Source organism: Saccharopolyspora sp. NFXS83 (assembly GCF_026241095.1).
Classification (GTDB): Bacteria; Actinomycetota; Actinomycetes; order Mycobacteriales; family Pseudonocardiaceae; genus Saccharopolyspora_C.
Genome location: NZ_JAPFGB010000046.1, coordinates 19,360 through 37,735 on the forward strand (window position 1 = coordinate 19,360; position 18,376 = coordinate 37,735).

An 18,376-nucleotide genomic window follows, 5' to 3' on the forward strand; every position below is an offset into this window, starting at 1 on the left:
AACCGAACTCCACTCCTCTAGTATTCCAAAATTACGGACTACTAGAGGAGTGGACTCATGCCGCTGTCCCGCCGCACCCTGCTGACCGGCTGCACCGCCGCCGTCGCCGCCCTGCCGCTGCTCACCGCGTGCTCGCCCGCGCAGGCACGCAGCTCGATCGCGGGCCCGCGCGCCGCCGACCCCGACCTGAGCACCGCCGACGGCTGGCTCACCTGGATCGCCGGCAACCGCGAGCACCTCGCCCTCACCCTGACCGACACCGCGGGCCTGCGGATCGCGCACCGCGCGCGCACGCCGCAGCCGCTGGCGTCGGCGGTGAAGGCCGCGCACCTCGCCGCGTACGCCACCGCCGTCGCCGAAGGCAGGCTCGACCCGGACGAGCAGGTCCGCGTCGGCGACTGGGAGCGCTATTACGTGCCCACCGACGGCGGCGCGCACTCCAACGCGCTCACCGAACTCGGCATCCCCACCGACGCCACCGGCCTGTACGCCGCCGACCCCGAACGACGGGTCGCGCTGGAGCAGCTGGCGACGATGATGATCGCCCACAGCGACAGCGCGGCACCCGACTTCCTGCGCGACCGGCTCGGCACCGAAGCCGTGCTGCACGCCGCGCGAGCAGGCGGCTGGCACGACGCGGACGTGCGCTCCCTGTGCGCGGAATACCTGTTCCTGGTGCTCCCGGACGAGGCCCCGGCACCCGGCACACCGCTGCCGCGACGGCTCGAAATCGGCTTCGACCTGGAACGCCGCCACCGCGACGACGAAACCCTGCGGGCCCAGGTGCGCGACCGGCTGCTCACCCGGCCGCTGCCGTCCTACGACGCCCAGCTGACCTGGGCGTCGGGCACCGCCGCGAGCACCCCGGAGCAGCTCGCGGCACTGCACCGCTCCCTCGCCGAAGGCCGCTACCTGCCCGGCCCGGCCGGGGACATCGCGCGCGGCGTCCTGGAGCGCCAAGCCGCGGGCAACCTGCCCGAGGGCATGCTCGGCTTCGGGTACAAGGGCGGCAGCCTCCCCGGCGTGCTCACCGCGGGAATGTCCGTGCGCTTCGCCGACGGCCGCGTCGCCGCCGGGGCGTTGCTCGCGCACGGCGAGATCTCCGCGGCCCAGCTGCAGAAGGGCGACCCGTCGCTGCCGCTGCTGACAGCGGTGCAGGACCCGGCATGGCGGGACCGGCTGCTCTCGGCACTGCGTGGATGAGGCAAGCTCGACTGGTGAGCTCCGACGACGTGCATTCCCGGCTGGCCGCGCTCGAACAGCGGGTCGCCGAGCTAGAAGGCCGACCCGCCGCTCCCGCGCGTGAACCCAGCGGCGGATCCGTTGCCTACCAGGGCAGGCTCGGCGAACCGCTCGCGCTGGAGTGGAACATCCACGTCGATCCGGTCCAGGTGCTGGATCTGCCGGACGCGCCGCGCACCGACGTGCTCGCCGCGCTGGGCCACCCGCTGCGGGCGGCGTTGGTGCGCAGGCTCGCCGAATCGGGTCCGGCCACGACGGCAGAGCTGCAGGAGGCCGCGGAGCTCGGCTCGACGGGGCAGCTCTACCACCACATCAAGAGCCTCACCGGCTGCGGACTGGTCGAGCAGGACAAGCGCGGTTCCTACCGGCTGCGCTCGCAGGCCACCGTGCCCGCGCTCGTCCTGCTCACCGCCGCGTCCGACATCGCCGGACAGCTCCGGCCCTGACCGCCGTCAGCTCAGCTGCGGGGCGACCTCGGCGGCGACCAGATCGACGTGGTCGAGGTCGGCCAGGTCCAGCACCTGCAGGTACAGCCGGGTGATGCCGGTGCGCTCCCGCCAAGTGCCGATCTTGTCCACGGCCTCGGCGGGGGTACCGGCGAGGCCGTTGGCGCGCAGCTCGTCGACGTCCCGGCCGATGGCGGCGGCCCGCCGCGCGATCTCCGCGTCGTCCTTGCCGACGCACAGCACCAGCGCAGCGGAGCGGACGATCTCGCCCGCGTCCCTGCCGATCGCCGTGCAGGCCGCCGCGACCCGCTCGTACTGCGCGGTGGCGGTGTCGAGGTCGGTGAACGGCAGGTTGAACTCGTCGGCGAAGCGCGCGGCCAGTTCCGGCGTGCGCTTCTTGCCGCCGCCGCCGATGAGCACCGGCGGCCGTGGGCGCTGCGCCGGCTTCGGCAGCGCCGGCGCGTCGGTCAGCTGGTAGTACTGCCCGTCGAAGCTGAACGTCTCCCCCGCCGGCGTGTCCCACAGCCCGGTGATGATCTCCAGCTGCTCGGCGTAGCGGTCGAACCGTTCCTTCAGCGCCGGGAACGGGATGCCGTAGGCCGCGTGCTCCTCCTCGTACCAACCGCTGCCCAGGCCGAATTCGAGGCGTCCGCCGGACATCTGGTCGACCTGCGCGGCGGCGATCGCCAACGGCCCCGGGTAGCGGAACGTTCCGGCGGTCATCAGCGTGCCCAGCCGCACCCGCGAGGTCTCCCGCGCCAGCCCGCCGAGCGTCACCCAGGCGTCGGTGGGTCCGGGTTCACCGGACACCGACCCCATCTTCAGGTAGTGGTCGGAGCGGAAGAACGCGTCGTAGCCCGCCGCCTCGGTGGCCTTGGCCACGCGCAGCAGGTCGTCGTAGGTGGCCCCTTGCTGGGGCTCGGTGAAAATGCGGAGTTTGAATGCCTCGGTCACAGGTCCGAGGCTAATCCTCGCCGACCGTCGCGCGCTCAGACCGCCCGCAGGCCCTGCATCACGGCATCCACGACCTCGCCGACCTCGGCGCTGGTCTTCTTCTGCTGCGCTGATCCCGCGATGGTGGTGGCGCCGGCGGACAGGGCGCCGAACACGACGTGCGCGAGCGCCTCCACCGGCAGCGGCGTGAACTCGCCCGCATCGACCAGCGCGCGCAGGGCTTCCCGGATCACGCCGAAGGTGAAGCGCTCCTCCGCCTCCCGCCAGCGTTCCCAGCCCATCACCGCAGGCGCCTCGTGCACGACGATGCGCTGGTAGGAGGGTTCCAGGCAGACCTTGAGGAACTCGCGGAGCCCGGCGCGAACGGTCTCCCAGATGTTGCCGGAGCCGAACAGTTCGGCCGACAGCCGCCGCACCACCTGGGTTTCGACCTCCTCGAAGGCGGCCTCGAACAACGCCTGCTTGCCGTTGAAGTGGTGGTAGAGGGCGCCTTTGGTGACGCGGGCGCGCTTGGCGATCTCGTCGAGCGATGTTCCGGCGTAGCCCTTCTTCGTGAACAGGACCACCGCCGAATCCACCAGCGCCTGCCTGGTGCTCTCGGTGTGCTCCACTCGCCGGGGCCGGGCTGTAGCCATACTCACAATCATAAAACATACCTCCGGTATGGACCCGGTGGTACCTTCGAACCCACATACCCTCGGTATGCCGCACACCCGGAGTACGCCACCGTCCAGTCTGGAGGAACCATGACCTGGAACGACTTCTACCAGCGGCAACACGCCATCAGGGCAGTCCTCGACCACGCCCGCGAACACCCGGCCGCACCCCTGAACCTCGAACTGGTGCCCGCCGCTGAGGCAGCTTTCACCGACCGCGGCGAACTGCTGCGCGCCCTGCAGCACAAGTGGAGCAACAGCCTCACCGGCCGCATCGACATCGGCATCGAGGACGCCGACTCCGACCCCCGCGGCGACCGGGTCGAGGCCGTGAGCGCCGCCTGGCGGCGGGCCACCGCGGACAACCCCGTGCTGCGCCGGGTGCTCGACTCGCACGCCGACGACCCGGCGATCATCGGACTGCTGCGCCAGGAGCGGCGGATGCTCGCGGTCTCCGCCGGGCTCGCGGAACCGCACGAACCCGCCGCGGAGCTCGACCGCGTCGGCGCCGCGTTCCTGGGCCTGCTGCGCACCGCCGCGCCCTCCACCCGCACGCGCCGCCGCGGCCCGTTGTCGCAGCTGCGCAGGGTCATTCCCAGCCGCTGAACCACGACACCGGGATCACCCGCGCTCGGCGCGGAATTCGCACGGCGGTGATCCGATCGTGCTGCGGCACGCCTTTTCCCCGCCCACCGACGCGGGTAAGGGTGGAAGGCATGGCGCAATGGACGACCTCCGACATCCCGGACCAGCACGGCCGAACGGTGCTCATCACCGGCGCGAACTCGGGCCTCGGCCTGCACAGCTCGCAGGTGCTGGCGGCCCGCGGCGCCCGAGTGCTGATGGCCTGCCGCAATCCCGAGCGGGGCCGCGGAGCGCGCGACCAGGTGGCCGCGGACGCCGCGATCGAACCGGAACTCGTCGAGCTCGACCTCGCCGACCTGGCGTCGGTGCGCAAAGCCGCCGAGCAGGTGCGCGAACGCACCGGTGACCGGCTCGACGTGCTGATGAACAACGCCGGGGTGATGGCACCCCCGCTCGGCGCCACCCAGGACGGTTTCGAGCTGCAGATCGGCACCAACCACCTGGGGCACGCGGCGCTGACCTGGTTGCTGATGCCCGCGCTGCGCGCCACCTCCGGCGCGCGAGTCGTGACGCTGTCGAGCATCGCCCACCGCGGCGGCTCGCTCGACCTCGACGACCTGAACTTCCACCGCCGCCGCTACTCCCCCAGCCGCGCCTACTCGCAGTCGAAGCTGGCGAACCTGCTGTTCGCGTTCGAACTCGACCGCCGCGCGCAGCGGGACGGGCTGGACCTGCGCAGCGTCGCCGCGCACCCGGGGATGAGCAGCACCGAGCTCGCGATGAACTCGCTGCACGCCCGCTCCTTGCCGGGGCCGCTCACCAAGGTCGCCCGCAGGATCAACGGCCTGATCACCCAGTCCGGGGAGCAGGGCGCGCTGCCGCAGCTCTACGCGGCGACCGCACCTGGCGCGACCAGCGGCAGCTACTACGGCCCCAACGGGTTCGCCGAGATCCGCGGGTACCCGACCCGCGCCAAGGCCAGCTCGGCAGCGACCGATGTCGAGACCGCGCGCCGGCTGTGGACGCTGACCGAGGAACTCACCGGAGTCACCGCCGATCCGGCTTGACCCGGGTGTGGCGCACGGATCACCGCTGCGCCCCCTTCGCGGTTTCAGGATGAACCGGCCGGGGGCGTAGCCTGAACGCGTGACTGCGGCGCCAGAGGGGCGGAAGTTGTTGCGTCTGGAAGTGCGCAACAGCCAGACGCCCATCGAAAAGAAGCCATCGTGGATCAAGACCCGAGCTCGGATGGGTCCCGAGTACCAAGAGCTCAAGGGCTTGGTCCGACGGGAGGGACTGCACACCGTCTGCGAGGAGGCGGGCTGCCCCAACATCTTCGAATGCTGGGAGGACCGGGAGGCGACCTTCCTCATCGGCGGTGACCAGTGCACCCGCCGCTGCGACTTCTGCCAGATCGACACCGGCAAACCCGCCGAGCTCGACACCACCGAGCCGCGCAAGGTCGCCGAGTCGGTGCAGGCCATGGGCCTGCGCTACTCCACGGTGACCGGTGTGGCGCGGGACGACCTCGACGACGGCGGTGCCTGGCTGTACGCGGAGACGGTGCGCCGGATCCACGAGCTGAACCCGGGCACCGGCGTCGAGCTGCTGATCCCGGACTTCAACGCGGAGCCCGACCAGCTCGCCGAGGTCTTCGGCTCCCGGCCGGAGGTACTCGCGCACAACCTGGAGACCGTTCCCAGCGTGTTCAAGCGGATGCGCCCCGCGTTCCGCTACGACCGCTCGCTGAAGGTCCTCACCGAGGCGCGCGCTGCTGGGCTCGTCACCAAGTCCAACCTCATCCTGGGCATGGGCGAGACCCCCGAGGAGGTGCGCCCCGCGCTGCAGGACCTGCACGACGCGGGTTGCGACATCATCACGATCACCCAGTACCTGCGGCCCAGCCCGCGCCACCACCCGGTGGACCGCTGGGTGAAGCCGGAGGAGTTCGTCGAGCACACGAAGGCCGCCGAGGAGATCGGCTTCCCCGGTGTGATGGCCGGTCCGCTGGTCCGTTCCAGCTACCGCGCCGGTCGGCTCTACGCCAAGGCCACCCAGCACCGCGGCATGCCGCTGCCGGAGAACCTCTCCCACCTCGCGCAGGCGCAGCCCGCCGCGCAGGAGGCCAGCAGCCTGCTCGCCCGCTGACCGACCCGCTGAACAGGGAATTCACCGCCCGTCGCGCACCTCGCGCGGCGGGCGGTGCCGTTTCTCCGGGCCAGGTGCACCGTGCCTGGGGAGGGCTTGAGGCCCCGCCGTATCCTGAAAGGCATGGCCAACCAGGACAAGGCAGCCAAGAAGGCGGCGAAGAAGGAACGGCGCGCGGCCTTCCGCGGTCGCATCGGGCAGATCTGGCAAGCGTTCCAGATGCAACGCCGCGAAGACCGCCTGCTGCTGCCGTTGATGATCGGCATCCTCCTGGTGGTCGCGGTCGCGGTCTTCTTCATCGGAATGATCTGGAACCTGCACTGGGCGTTCCTGCCGGTGGGCATCGCGCTGGGCCTGCTCGGCGCCGTGATCATCTTCGGCCGCCGGGTGCAGGCGACGGTGTACCGCAAGGCCGACGGCCAGCCCGGCGCAGCCGGCTGGGCGCTGGAGAACATGCGCGGCAACTGGAAGCTGTCCCAGGCCGTGGCCGGCACCGCGCAACTCGACGCGGTGCACCGGGTGATCGGCCGCCCCGGCATCGTGCTGGTCGGCGAGGGCGCCCCGAGCCGGGTGAAGTCGCTGATGACGCAGGAGAAGAAGCGGGTGGCGCGGCTGGTCGGCGAGACGCCGATCTACGAGATCATGATCGGTGGCGAAGAGGGCCAGGTGCCGCTGAGCAAGCTCCAGACGCACATGATGAAGCTCCCGCGCAACATCAACGCGGGCCAGGTCGACTCGCTGGAGAACCGGCTCTCGGCGCTGGCGAGCCGCGGCAACGCGATGCCGAAGGGCCCGATGCCGCAGGGCGCCAAGATGCGCAACGTGCAGCGCGCCATGCGCCGCCGCTGAGCCGTACGACTTCGACGCGGATCCGCCGGGCACGTCCCGCCGGGTCCGCGTCCTTTTTCGTCCCCGCGCGCGGAGCTCCCCGGCCGCCGACCCGGCACCGGGCCCGCGCACGTCAGGCCTCGGCTCGCGAACGCCACGTCACCGGGACTTTCGGACCGCCTGCGAACGGCCGTCCGCAGGCCGCCACCGCCCGCTTCAGCGCCGGACCACCACGGTCCCGGTGAGCCGATCCAGCCAGGACCGCCCGTCGACGTTGCGGATCACCGCGGGGATCAGCACGCCCGTCAGCACGCTGCGCACCACCGCACGCCACACGCCCACCGCGCCGGGACCGTCCATCCGGACGACCCAGATGCCGGTGAGCAGCATCCCGGGCGTGAACCCGGCGAAGGCCACGGGCACCGCGGTGATCAGGAACCAGGAGAGCAGGCTCCAGTTCGCGGGCAGCTCCGGTGCCGTGAACAGTCCCGCGACCAGCGCGGCCAGCAGGATGTCCACCACGAACCCGAGCAGCCTGCGGCCACCGGTGGCGACCGCGCCCTGCCCGCTCTCCGGCAACCCGAGCCACTCACCGCGCCACCTCGGCCGGGGACCGTGGCCGAAGAGGCCACCGATACCCTCTGCCGGGGCTTCGCCGGAGTCGTCGCCCGCGCTGTTCTGGCTGCTCATCTCGGATCGGGATCCCGTCTTCTCGCCCACTCCTCCAGCCTACGACCGCACGGCAGAGCGAAACCGACCGGCGCCGACGCAGCGTGCTGATCTGCCCTGCGTAACCGCCCTCACCCGTTCAGGCGGTCGTTAACGTCAGCGAAACATCGAGGTGACGGCCGAGCAACACCCGTGACATAACGTTGGCGACGAGCCGGTGAGCTCGAAGCACGCGCGCCGGTGAGCAGTCAATCAGTGCGTGAAGGAGCCATCGAGGGTGTTCAAGAATCCAGACGAGGTCCTGCGCTTCATCTCCGATGAGGACGTGAAGTACGTCGATGTCCGGTTCTGCGACCTGCCGGGTGTCATGCAGCACTTCACCGTGCCCGCCTCGGCGTTCGACCAGGACTCCTTCACCGAAGGGCTGGCCTTCGACGGCTCCTCGGTCCGAGGGTTCCAGTCGATCCACGAGTCGGACATGCTGCTGCTGCCGGACCCGTACACCGCGCGCATCGACCCGTACCGCGCCCAGAAGACGCTCATCCTGAACTTCTTCGTGCACGACCCGTTCACGCTGGAGCCCTACAGCCGCGACCCGCGCAACATCGCGCGCAAGGCCGAGCAGTACCTGGCCGAGTCCGGCATCGCCGACACCGTGTTCTTCGGCGCCGAGGCCGAGTTCTACATCTTCGACTCGGTCCGCTTCGGCGAGGGCCCGAACCGCAGCTTCGCCGAGGTCGACTCCGTCGAGGGCTGGTGGAACACCGAGCGCGACGAAGAGGGCGGCAACAAGGGCTACAAGACCCGGATGAAGGGCGGCTACTTCCCGGTCCCGCCCTACGACCACTTCGCGGACCTGCGCGACAAGATCTCCACGGAGCTCGGCAACGCCGGGTTCACCATCGAGCGCGCCCACCACGAGGTCGGCACCGGTGGCCAGACCGAGATCAACTACAAGTTCAACACGATGCTGCACGCCGCGGACGACCTGCAGCTGTTCAAGTACATCGTGAAGAACACCGCGTGGGAGGACGGCCGCACGGTCACGTTCATGCCCAAGCCGCTGTTCGGTGACAACGGCTCCGGCATGCACAGCCACATGTCGCTGTGGAAGGACGGCTCGCCGCTGTTCTACGACGAGTCCGGCTACGGCGGGCTCTCCGACATTGCGCGGCACTACATCGGCGGCATCCTGCACCACGCCCCGAGCCTGCTGGCCTTCACCAACCCGACGATCAACTCGTACCACCGGCTGGTGCCGGGCTACGAAGCGCCGGTCAACCTGGTGTACTCGCAGCGCAACCGCTCCGCGTGCATGCGCATCCCGATCACCGGCAGCAACCCGAAGGCCAAGCGCGTCGAGTTCCGCTGCCCGGACCCGTCGGGCAACCCGTACCTGGCGTTCGCGGCGATGATGATGGCCGGCCTCGACGGCATCAAGAACAAGATCGAGCCGCCGGAGCCGATCGACAAGGACCTCTACGAGCTGCCGCCCGAGGAGGCCAAGAACGTCCCGCAGGTGCCGGACAGCCTGGAGAAGGTCATCGACCGGCTCGAGGAGGACCACGACTACCTGCTCGAAGGCGGCGTGTTCACCCCGGACCTGATCGAGACCTGGATCCGCCTCAAGCGCGAGGACGAGATCGACCCGATCCGGCTGCGCCCGCACCCGCACGAGTACGCCCTGTACTTCGACGTGTGATCGTCCGGCGCACAGCGCGAAGCGGGCCGGTCGGGAGAGTGCTCCCGGCCGGCCCGCTTTCTCGTGCGCGTCCCCGTCGCGCGGGGCTCAAGTGCCGTTCCACGGCGCCAGCGGGCTGCCGGTGGAACCGGGCCGGAAGCGGAACAGCGCGCCCGCGTACGGATCGGCGACCAGCGCGCGCTCGTCGTAACCGGCGCACGCCGACGTCACGTACATCTCGTCCAGCCTGCGCCCGCCGAACACCAGGCCCGTGACGCGCCGGGTCGGCGCCCACAGCACCGTCTCCAGGTCACCGCTCGGGCTGTAGCGGTGGATCCGCCCGCTACCCCGCATCGCGACCCACACGCCGCCTTCGTTGTCCATCGCCAGTCCGTCGGGGTGCCCTTCGGACTCGGCGCACACGATCCACCGCCTGCCTCGCCCGGCACGACCGTGCGCCACGTCGTAGTCGAAAGCCCAGATCACCCGCGGCACCGTGTCGATCACGTACATGGTCCCGCCGTCCGGGCTCCAGCCGATCCCGCCGGAGAGCGTCAACCCGTCCACGAGCACCCGCGCGCGCGTGCCGTCCAGCACGTACAGCGCGCTGCGCTTCGCCTCGCGGCTGTGGGTGAGGGTGCCCGCGACGAACCTGCCCGCCGGGTCGCAGGCGCCACCGCTCATCCGATCACCGGCCTGCACGCCGGTGATGGGTTCGAGGGCGGCCCGACCGGTGAAGAGCCGGGAGAACCCTCTGTCGGCGGCGGCAATGAGCTGTCCGTTGCGGGTCGCGCCGAGCGCCGTGACGACTCCAGGTAGGACTTGAACCTCGTCCGCCTCGGAATCGCGGTGGTAGCTGTGCAGTTCCCTGCGCAGCACGTCCACCCAGTACAGGCAATTCAGCGTCGACATCCACAACGGCCCGGCGCCGTAAAGCGCCTGCCGATCGACGAGTAATTCAAAGTCCTCGGACACCATGCACTCCTATTCGGACCCGCCCGGACGCCGGTCATGCGCGCACCGTTCGCGGTGCGAGAAGGTTACCGTCACGATAGCGACAGGCAGACCTCCGAATGGGCTGTTCCGCAGAAATTCAAGGCGCCGCCGCCGTCCCACAATCGTCCGAATTGGACTTTCCCGAGAGCCTTCATGCGCTCGCCGAATACGATTGAGCAGCGCACTCCACCGGCTTCGCCGCAGGCGAGGCGCTTCCACGTCCGCGAGCCCGGCAGTGCACATTCTCACAGGCGTCCCGGGCAACCTGTCGACAATTCCTCGAGTTGGTGCATTTGCACGTGCAGGAACACGCGGTGTCCGCGGCGAGGAAAAGAGCCCCATTCGGCCGCTTCAGCCCACCGCCGAACACGCCAGGACCGCGCACACCGTTGCGGGAACAAGCGACGCAGAATAATCCGCAAAAGCGCGGGGACCGCGCCCCGCGGGGAATCCGATACCAAACAGAACCGGAACACGGGCCCGGTACGCCCCAGTCGGCGGTCGGCACACCTCCGAAGCCCTCCGCCACCACACCCGAACAGCGGGTAGGGCACCGACCGGTACCGAACCCACCCATTCGCCGGACGTGAAATCGGGGAGGCGGCTGATGCCACCTCCCCGTAAAGATCGCCCGTGACGACGAGCGAGCCCCGTCGCGGGCGATCCCGGTCAAGCGAAGTAGTCCACGACCTCGGCGAGCACATCGGTGTTCCCGAGGAATCCGATGTGCGTCTCGCACGGAACGACGGTGTTCTGCGCACCGTCCACGGCCGTGCTCTCGTACGGCAGGATCACGCCGTCGCACGGCGAGTACCAAGTGGCGTAGGACGTCTCGCCGGGCGCTTCCTCACCGCTGTTGAGCTGCCGCTCGAACGACGAACCGGGCAGCATCTCCCGGCACGAGGCGTTCACGGTGCAGGCACCGGCGCTGGTGGTCCCGTGATTCGCCCCGGCCAGCGACGCCCAGTGCGCGACGTGCTCCGTACCGCCCAATTCCTTCAGGTACCACCTGCTGACCAGCCCACCCATCGAGTGGTTCACGATGTCGACCTGGTCGGACCCGGTGTCGGCCCGCACCTCCTCGACGAAATCGGCGAGACCGGCCGCGCTGCGCTCGTTGGACAGCGCCCAGTTGTACTCGTAGGAGTACAACTCGTCGTCGGAGTAACCGGCGACGCGGAACGCCCCCATCGCCGTGACCCAGTTCGAAGTGCTGCCGGTGTAGCCGTGCACGAACACCACCGGCGTCTTGCCTTCCGCGTTCGCGACACCGGCCGGGATGAAGGCCAGAGCCGCGACGCAGCCGAGCAGAACCGCGAAGAACCTGCGCATGGAACCTCCTCGTTGAGCGAACCAAGAACACGAGGAAGTTTCGTCGCGCGACGATTCGGGCACATCGGCGAAATCGCCGGTTCACAGGTCCTCGGCGAACAGCGGGAACACGCCGGGCTTCCCGCCGACCCAGATCCACGCCACACTGGCGGCATGCCGCTGCCCGACGGGAAACGCTCCGGGGTGGTGCTGCACGGTCGAGATCAGGAACTCGCCGAGCTGCGGGAACTGGTCCAAAGGTGCCGTGCGGGACGCGGCGCGGCGCTGGTCCTGCTCGCCGATGCCGGCCTCGGTGCCTCCGCGCTGGTGGCCGCGACCCGAGCGCTCGCGACCAACTTCCGAACCCGCGGGGTGGCAGGCGTTGCAGCCGAGGCGGAACTGCCGGGCGCCGCCGTGGATCGCCTGCTCGGCAACCCCGCCACCTCCGATCACCTCGCCGTCGGCCACGAACTCCGCCGCGCGCTGACCGTCGGCGACGAGCCGACCCTGTGCTGGGTGGACGGAGCGCACGCCCTCGACCGCCGATCGTTGGAAGAGCTCGGGCACCTGGCCCGCCGGCTCACCGGACCGCTGCTGATGCTGTTCACCTGCGCCCCGGGCGGCGACGCGGAGCCGGTGCTGGCCGGGCTGCCGACGCTCGTGCTGCGCCCCTTGGACGACACCGCCGCCCGGCGCGTCCTGCGGGACCGCGCACCCGACGAGCTGCCTCCAGACCTGGCCGGAGAACTCGTCGCACTAGCTTCCGGTGTGCCGCGCGCCCTCGTCGACCTCGTCGATTCGCTGACACCGGGGCAGCTCTGCGGCACCGAACCCCCACCGGAGGCGCTGCCCCCGGACAGCACCTACCGGGCCGCCGTGCGCCGCGCGCTCAACTCCCTACCGCCCTCGGGCAGGGTCCTGGTGCAGCTGGTGGCCGAAGACCTGCGCTCGGACCTCGACACGGTGCTGCGCGCCGCCACCGAACTCGGCGTCGACGGAGCGTCGTGGAGGGCCGTGGTCGCCGCCAGGATGGTCGTCGTCGATGGCCGCACCGCGCGCCCGCCGAACGAGCTGATGCGCTCCACGCTGCGAGCGGAGTCCGCCCCGGCGGATCGACGCCGTGCGCACGAGCTCCTCAGCGAGGTGCTCGATCCGGACCTGCACCGGTTGCGCTGGGCGTGGCACCGCGCCACGGTCACCGGCGCACCGCAGGACGCCGACCTGCTCGACGGCGCCGCCGCTCGGGCCAGGCTGGACGGCGACCACCACGGCGCGTTCCTCGCCTACCGGCTGGCGGCCGAACTCTCCCCGCAGCGGGAAGTGCGGGCGCTGCGGCTGGTCAGCGCGGGAGCCGATGCCTGGTTGGACGGCAGACCCGGTCAAGCCCGTTGCCTGCTGCGGCGGGCTCGGCCGTTGAGCGACTCCGCCGGGCTGCGAGCGGTCACCGACCTGATGCAGGGCGGCCTGGAACTGCACAACGGGGTGCCGTCGCGGGCACGCGCCACGCTGCTCAACGCCGCCGAACAGCTGCGCGCGGAGAACAACGGGCCGCTCACGGCGATGGCCCTGATGCTCGCCGGTGAGGCGAGTTGCCTGGCCGGGGACTTCCCGGAGTTCTCCGCCATCGCCCGCCGCGCCGAAGCCCTCCGACGACCCGACGATCCACCGCCCACGCGGCTGCTGCTCGATCACGTGATCGCCATGGCGGCCACCTACGAGGGGCGGCACGAGCGGGCGGTTCCCCTGCTGCGCGAAGTCGTGGACCTGGCGGAGTTGGTGCCCGACGCGATGCCGACGATCTGCGCCGCGCAAGCCGCCTACACCCTCGGCGACTTCGAACGTGCCAGGGAACTGGCCGCGCGAGCGGCCACCGGCAGTCCGGGCAGCAGGACGCCCCTGCTGGTGCCGTGGGCATCGATCTACGGCACGCTCGCCGCGCTGTCGCAGGACAGCCACCACGCCGCCGAAGCCGGTTCGCTGGAGGCGCTGCGGATCGCCACCGCCGTCGGCCAGCACAACCACGCCGTCGACCACCTCACGGTGCTCGCCCTGCTCGCGGCCCTGCAAGGTGATCGCGGCACGGCAGAACTGCGGCTGAACGCGGCGTCCGAGGCCGTCACGAGCCGCGGGCTCGGCAGGCCCGGAGCGCTGAGCTCCTGGGCCTCCGCCTGCGTCGACCTCGTCTGCGGGCGGCCCGCCGACGCGCTCGACCGCTTCCGATTCATGGCCCCCGGCTCGTCGCGCGTCAACCCGGCCATCCGCGCCCTCGCCGCTCCGCACCTGGTGGAAGCGGCGGTGCGCTGCGGGGAGCAGGGCCGGGCCGTGCGGACGCTGCGCGGCTTCGACCGTTGGGCCCACGCCACCGGGAGCCCGAGCAGGCTCGCCCTCTCCCACCGCTGCCACGCCCTGCTGAACGAGCCGGACGGCGCGGCTGATGAGCACTTCCGGGAAGCGATCAGGCTGCACCGCGTCAGCGAGACCGCGCTGGAACTGGCCAAGACCGAACTGTTCTACGGGACCTGGTTGCGACGCGGCCGCAAACCGAGCGCCGCACGCGAGCACCTGCACGACGCCGTCAAGATCTTCCGGCACTACCGCGCGGACACCTGGACCGAACGGGCCCGTGCCGAACTGCGCGCGACCGGGGAGAGCGTCGCCGAGGAGTCGGCGGCGAAGTCCCTCGACGAACTCACGCCGCAGCAGGCGCACATCTCCCGGCTGGTGGCCGAGGGAGCGACGAACCGGGAGATCGCCGACCGGCTGTTCCTGAGCCCTCGCACGATCGACCACCACCTGCGCAACATCTTCACGAAGCTCGGCCTGCGGTCCCGCGTGGAACTGAGCCGCCTGCTGCGCTGAGACATGCCGGTGAGCACGGCTCAGTCCTCGTAGAACACCCGCTCCACGACGGCCCGAGCCCGGCGGGTCACCCGCAGGTAGTCGTCGAGCACCTCACCGGTGTCGACGTCGCCGGAATACCCGAGCGCCGCGGCCACCCCGGTCAGCTCCCGCACCTGCTTGGGCAGCTGGTCACCGGACTTGCCGCGCACCAGCATCACCGCGTTGCGGGACCGCATCGCCAACGTCCACGCCTCGCCGAGCTCCGCGGCGTCCTGCTCGTCCAGCACTCCGACCCGCACCGCCGCGTCCAGTCCCCGCATCGTCGAGGTGACGCGCAACGACTCGCGCGCGTGCCCGTGGCGCAACTGCACCAGCTGCAAGGTCCACTCCACGTCGGCGAGACCGCCGCGGCCCAGCTTGGTGTGCGTGGCCGGGTCGGCGCCGCGCGGCAGGCGTTCCGAATCCACCCTGGCCTTGATCCGGCGGATCTCCCTGATCCGAGCATCGTCGAGGCCGCCGTCCGGGTACCGGATCGGATCGATGGCGGTGCAGAACCGCTCGCCCAGCTCCGCATCCCCCGCGACCGGCCGGGCCCGCAGCAGCGCCTGCGCCTCCCACACCTCGCCCCACCGGTGGTAGTAGGTGAGGTACGAGTCGACGGTGCGCACCAGCGGGCCGCTGCGGCCCTCCGGGCGCAGGTCGATGTCCACTTCCAGCGGCGGGTCCTGGCTCGGCGCGCCCAGCAGGCGGCGCACCTGCTCCACCACCGACGTGGCGAAGCGGACCGCCGTGGACTCCGGCACCTCCGGCAGCGGCTCGCACACGAACATCACGTCCGCGTCCGACCCGTACCCGAGCTCCGCACCGCCGAGGCGCCCCATGCCGATCACCGCGATCCGCGCGGGCACCGTCTGCCACTCCGGCCGGGCCGCCACATCGCGCACCGAGGTGTCCAGCGCGGCCTCCAACACGGCGGCCCACACGCTCGACAGCGCCCGGAACACCTCCGTCGGCGGCAGCAGGCCCAGCAGGTCGGCGCACGCGATGCGCAACAGCTCGTGGCGGCGCAACGACCGCGCCGCCGACACCGCCCGGCTCGGCTCCGCGTGCCGCGCGACCGCGCTGCGCAGCGACGTAGCGACCTCCCCCGGATCCCGCTCGGCCAACGCCGGCGTGTCCGAGAGCAGCCGCAGCACCTCCGGCGCGCGCACCAGCAGCTCCGGCACGAGCTTCGAGGTCCCGAGCAGCTGCGCGAGCCGTTCGGCGACCACCCCCTCGTCCCGCAGCAACCGCAGGTACCAGGGCGTTTCCGCCAGCGCCTCGGACACCTTCCGGTACGCCAGCAACCCGCCGTCCGGGTCCGGCGTGTTCGCGAGCAGGTCCAGCAGCATCGGCAGCAGCGCGCCCTGGATGTGCGCCCGGCGCGACACCCCCGAGGTCAAGGCCTCGATGTGCCGCAACGCGCCCTCCGGCGAGCTGTAGCCCAGCGCCGCCAAGCGCTGCACCGCAGCGCCGGTGGTGAGCCGCAACGCGTCGGTCGGGACCTTCGCGACCGCCTCCAGCAGCGGGCGGTAGAACAGCTTCTCGTGCAGCCTGCGCACCCGGTTGCTGTGCCTGCGGTACTCGGCGACCAGCACCTCCCCCGCGCTGCGGCGCCCGCTGGAACGCAGCCCGACCGAACGCGCCAGCACGTGCAGCCCGTCCTTGTCGTCCATTTCGGGGAGCAGGTGGGTGCGGCGCAACCGCCGCAGCTGCACCCGGTGTTCCAAGGTCCGCAGGAACCGGTAGGACTCGACGAGGTCCGCGGCATCGGCGCGGGCGACGTAGCCGCCTTCACCGAGCGAGCGCAACGCGTCGACCGTGATCGGGCTCCGCAGGTCCGCGTCGCTGCGACCGTGCACCATCTGCAGCAGTTGCACGGCGAACTCCACGTCCCGCAGCCCACCGGGGCCCAGCTTGAGCTCCCGCTCGGACAGTTCCGCCGGCACGTGATCTTCGACCCGGCGGCGCATCGACCGCACGTCGGGGACGAAGTCCTCCCGCTCCGCGGCGGTCCACACCTGCGGCCACACCGCGTCCACGTACTGCTGCCCCAGCTCGACGTCGCCCGCGACCGGCCGGGCCTTCAGCAGCGCCTGGAACTCCCACGTCCTGGCCCACCTGCGGTAATAGCTCTGGTAGCCGTCGAGGGTGCGCACCAGCGCTCCCGCCTTGCCCTCCGGACGCAGCGCCGCGTCCACTTCGAAGAACGCCGCCCCTGCGACGCGCATCATCATGCTCGCGAGCTTGGTCGCCCCCGGCAACGCTTCCTCGGACTTCGCGACGAACACGACGTCGACATCGCTGACGTAGTTGAGCTCGCGGCCACCGGTCTTGCCCATCGCGATCACCGCGAGGTCCTCGGCGCTGTCGCCGCCCTCCCGGCCGGCGAGCTCCGCGGCACCCACCACCAGGGCCGCGCGCAGCGCCGCGACCGCGAGGTCCGACAAGCCCGCCGCGACGTCCTCGAAAGAAGCTCCAGGCAGGTCCCGTTCCACGATCGGCCGCAGGTCGGCCGCCGCGACCTCCAGCAGCAGTCCCCGGTACGCGCCGCGCAGCGCGCTGATCGCCTCGGTACCGGTCAGGATGCCGTCCGCCGAGCGCACCGAGCTCACCAGCTCTTCGGTCAACGCCTCGACATCGGGCCGCTCATCCGTCGGCCTCGGGCGCAGCCGGCGCCAATCCCGCGGATACGCCACCAGGTGATCGGCGAACGCGCTCGACGCCCCCAGCACTCCGACCAGCCCGCCACGAACAGGGGTGTCCGACGCCAGTTCCTTCGCCAGCTCCGGCCACTCGTCGGCCGCGGCCTCGCGCAGCCGATCCACCGCGAGCAACGCCAGGTCGGGATCGGGAGCGCGCGACAGCGCCGAGATCACCGGCTCGTCCGTCGGTCCCGAATCAGACCACCACCCGGCCGACCGCAGTTGCTGTTCCGCACGAACGACATCGCTGAAGCCGTACCGCGCCGGAGAAGGAGCCGAACCCGAACGTGACGAGTTGCTGTTGCTCATACTCCGCACGGTAGCCGGACGCGGGTGCCCGACCACAGGCGACCGCCGCGGCCTCACGCCATCGGAAGCGCCCGAGTCCCCGTGCGCTGCTCCACCGGAGTCGCGGCCAATCGGACGAAACGCTCCGCCAGCGGTTCCCAGGTCTCGGCGAGCTCCTCGTGGAAGCGTTCGAGGTGCTCGAAGTCCAGCTGGCCGGGGCGCGCGGTACTCGCCGCCTCCGGCATGGACTCCGCCCAGTCCAAGACCGTTGCCGGGGTAGTCTCCACGTGGAACTGCAGCGCATAAGCGCAAATCCCCACTCGGAACGCCTGGTTCTCGCAGGCGGGGGAGGAAGCGAGCAGTTGAGCGCTGGGGGGCAGCCGCACGACCTCGTCGTTGTGGAACTGCAGCACGTCCGGCGTCAGCGGCAGCGCGCCGAACAACGGATCCTCCGCCGCGGTATCCCGCTTCGCCACGAGCAAGGTGCCCACTTCGGGTCCCTTCTTCACTGGCGCCACCCGTCCCCCGGTAGCGGCAGCCAACAGCTGCGCTCCCAAGCAGATCGCGAGCACCGGCAGCTGCCTGCTCACCGCCGCGCTGAGCAGTGCTCGAACATCGGCCAGCCACGGATGTTCCAGGTCGTCGAGCGCGCCCATGCCGCCGCCCATCACGACCAGCGCGTCGTACTCGTCCAGTGCCGACGGTGCAGGGATCTCAGGCGCCCGCACCACGTCCAGCTCCGCGCCGGCCGCGGCCAGCCATTCGCCGAGACGCCCCGCCGGGGCGATCGCCGACGGTTCCACGACCAACATGCGCACGCGCTCCATCACAGAAGACTACGAGACACGTCCAGCCCGTCGGAACATCTGTTCAGCGGTGGCGGGTGATTCTGCCCTGGAAATGCGGGAAGGCCCCACAGCTGTCAGCTGTGGGGCGTTCCCGGATGAGTATTGTCGGCGGTGTCCTACTCTCCCACACCCTATCGAG

Annotated in this window: 15 protein-coding genes; 8 read left to right on the plus strand and 7 right to left on the minus strand. The window is 70.9% G+C overall.

Going from position 1 to position 18,376, the window contains the following annotated elements; all coding sequences use genetic code 11:
* The first annotated feature begins 57 nt into the window (after nucleotides 1–57).
* Both OOZ19_RS29285 and OOZ19_RS29290 read left to right on the plus strand, forming a co-directional pair.
* Entirely contained in the window at nucleotides 58–1,203 is a 1,146-nt protein-coding gene (locus OOZ19_RS29285; protein ID WP_266093409.1) for a serine hydrolase, read from the plus strand.
* Between the two features lie 14 nt (nucleotides 1,204–1,217).
* Entirely contained in the window at nucleotides 1,218–1,688 is a 471-nt protein-coding gene (locus OOZ19_RS29290) for an ArsR/SmtB family transcription factor (protein ID WP_266093410.1), read from the plus strand.
* A 6-nt stretch (nucleotides 1,689–1,694) separates the two neighbouring features.
* Here the strand turns inward: OOZ19_RS29290 and OOZ19_RS29295 are convergent, their stop codons facing one another.
* Entirely contained in the window at nucleotides 1,695–2,642 is a 948-nt protein-coding gene (locus tag OOZ19_RS29295; RefSeq protein ID WP_266093411.1) for an LLM class F420-dependent oxidoreductase, read from the minus strand.
* A 35-nt stretch (nucleotides 2,643–2,677) separates the two neighbouring features.
* Nucleotides 2,678–3,277 (minus strand): TetR/AcrR family transcriptional regulator, encoded by a 600-nt coding sequence (locus OOZ19_RS29300; RefSeq protein ID WP_266093412.1) that lies wholly within the window; start codon nucleotides 3,275–3,277, stop codon nucleotides 2,678–2,680.
* A 111-nt stretch (nucleotides 3,278–3,388) separates the two neighbouring features.
* Here OOZ19_RS29300 and OOZ19_RS29305 point away from each other — a divergent pair, with 111 nt between their 5' ends.
* The 4 genes from OOZ19_RS29305 to OOZ19_RS29320 all read left to right on the plus strand — a co-directional run bounded on the left by OOZ19_RS29305 (nucleotide 3,389) and on the right by OOZ19_RS29320 (nucleotide 6,880).
* Entirely contained in the window at nucleotides 3,389–3,904 is a 516-nt protein-coding gene (locus tag OOZ19_RS29305) for a hypothetical protein (RefSeq protein WP_266093413.1), read from the plus strand.
* 110 nt (nucleotides 3,905–4,014) lie between these two features.
* Nucleotides 4,015–4,950, plus strand: coding sequence for an oxidoreductase (locus tag OOZ19_RS29310; RefSeq protein WP_266093414.1), 936 nt, complete (start codon nucleotides 4,015–4,017; stop codon nucleotides 4,948–4,950).
* Between the two features lie 79 nt (nucleotides 4,951–5,029).
* Nucleotides 5,030–6,031 carry a lipoyl synthase gene (gene lipA, locus OOZ19_RS29315; RefSeq protein ID WP_266093415.1) on the plus strand — a complete coding sequence of 334 codons (1,002 nt, stop codon included), beginning with the start codon at nucleotides 5,030–5,032 and terminating at the stop codon, nucleotides 6,029–6,031.
* 123 nt (nucleotides 6,032–6,154) lie between these two features.
* Nucleotides 6,155–6,880 (plus strand): DUF4191 domain-containing protein, encoded by a 726-nt coding sequence (locus OOZ19_RS29320; RefSeq protein ID WP_266093416.1) that lies wholly within the window; start codon nucleotides 6,155–6,157, stop codon nucleotides 6,878–6,880.
* Between the two features lie 195 nt (nucleotides 6,881–7,075).
* Here OOZ19_RS29320 and OOZ19_RS29325 read toward each other — a convergent pair whose 3' ends face one another.
* A complete protein-coding gene (locus OOZ19_RS29325; protein ID WP_266093417.1) occupies nucleotides 7,076–7,579 on the minus strand; it encodes an RDD family protein in 504 nt (167 codons plus the stop codon).
* A gap of 226 nt (nucleotides 7,580–7,805) precedes the next feature.
* Here OOZ19_RS29325 and glnA point away from each other — a divergent pair, with 226 nt between their 5' ends.
* Nucleotides 7,806–9,230 (plus strand): type I glutamate--ammonia ligase, encoded by a 1,425-nt coding sequence (gene glnA / locus OOZ19_RS29330; RefSeq protein ID WP_266093418.1) that lies wholly within the window; start codon nucleotides 7,806–7,808, stop codon nucleotides 9,228–9,230.
* An 87-nt stretch (nucleotides 9,231–9,317) separates the two neighbouring features.
* Here glnA and OOZ19_RS29335 read toward each other — a convergent pair whose 3' ends face one another.
* A complete protein-coding gene (locus tag OOZ19_RS29335) occupies nucleotides 9,318–10,187 on the minus strand; it encodes an SMP-30/gluconolactonase/LRE family protein (RefSeq protein WP_266093419.1) in 870 nt (289 codons plus the stop codon).
* A gap of 687 nt (nucleotides 10,188–10,874) precedes the next feature.
* Nucleotides 10,875–11,537, minus strand: a complete 663-nt coding sequence (locus OOZ19_RS29340) for an esterase/lipase family protein (RefSeq protein WP_266093420.1) — start codon at nucleotides 11,535–11,537, stop codon at nucleotides 10,875–10,877.
* A 153-nt stretch (nucleotides 11,538–11,690) separates the two neighbouring features.
* Here OOZ19_RS29340 and OOZ19_RS29345 point away from each other — a divergent pair, with 153 nt between their 5' ends.
* Nucleotides 11,691–14,375, plus strand: coding sequence for a helix-turn-helix transcriptional regulator (locus OOZ19_RS29345; RefSeq protein WP_266093421.1), 2,685 nt, complete (start codon nucleotides 11,691–11,693; stop codon nucleotides 14,373–14,375).
* Nucleotides 14,376–14,395: 20 nt separating this feature from the next.
* Here OOZ19_RS29345 and OOZ19_RS29350 read toward each other — a convergent pair whose 3' ends face one another.
* Both OOZ19_RS29350 and OOZ19_RS29355 read right to left on the minus strand, forming a co-directional pair.
* Nucleotides 14,396–17,410: a bifunctional [glutamine synthetase] adenylyltransferase/[glutamine synthetase]-adenylyl-L-tyrosine phosphorylase gene (locus OOZ19_RS29350; RefSeq protein WP_266093422.1), complete on the minus strand. Its 3,015-nt coding sequence runs from the start codon at nucleotides 17,408–17,410 to the stop codon at nucleotides 14,396–14,398.
* Nucleotides 17,411–17,463: 53 nt separating this feature from the next.
* Nucleotides 17,464–18,216: a type 1 glutamine amidotransferase gene (locus OOZ19_RS29355; protein ID WP_266093423.1), complete on the minus strand. Its 753-nt coding sequence runs from the start codon at nucleotides 18,214–18,216 to the stop codon at nucleotides 17,464–17,466.
* Nucleotides 18,217–18,376 lie beyond the last annotated feature (160 nt).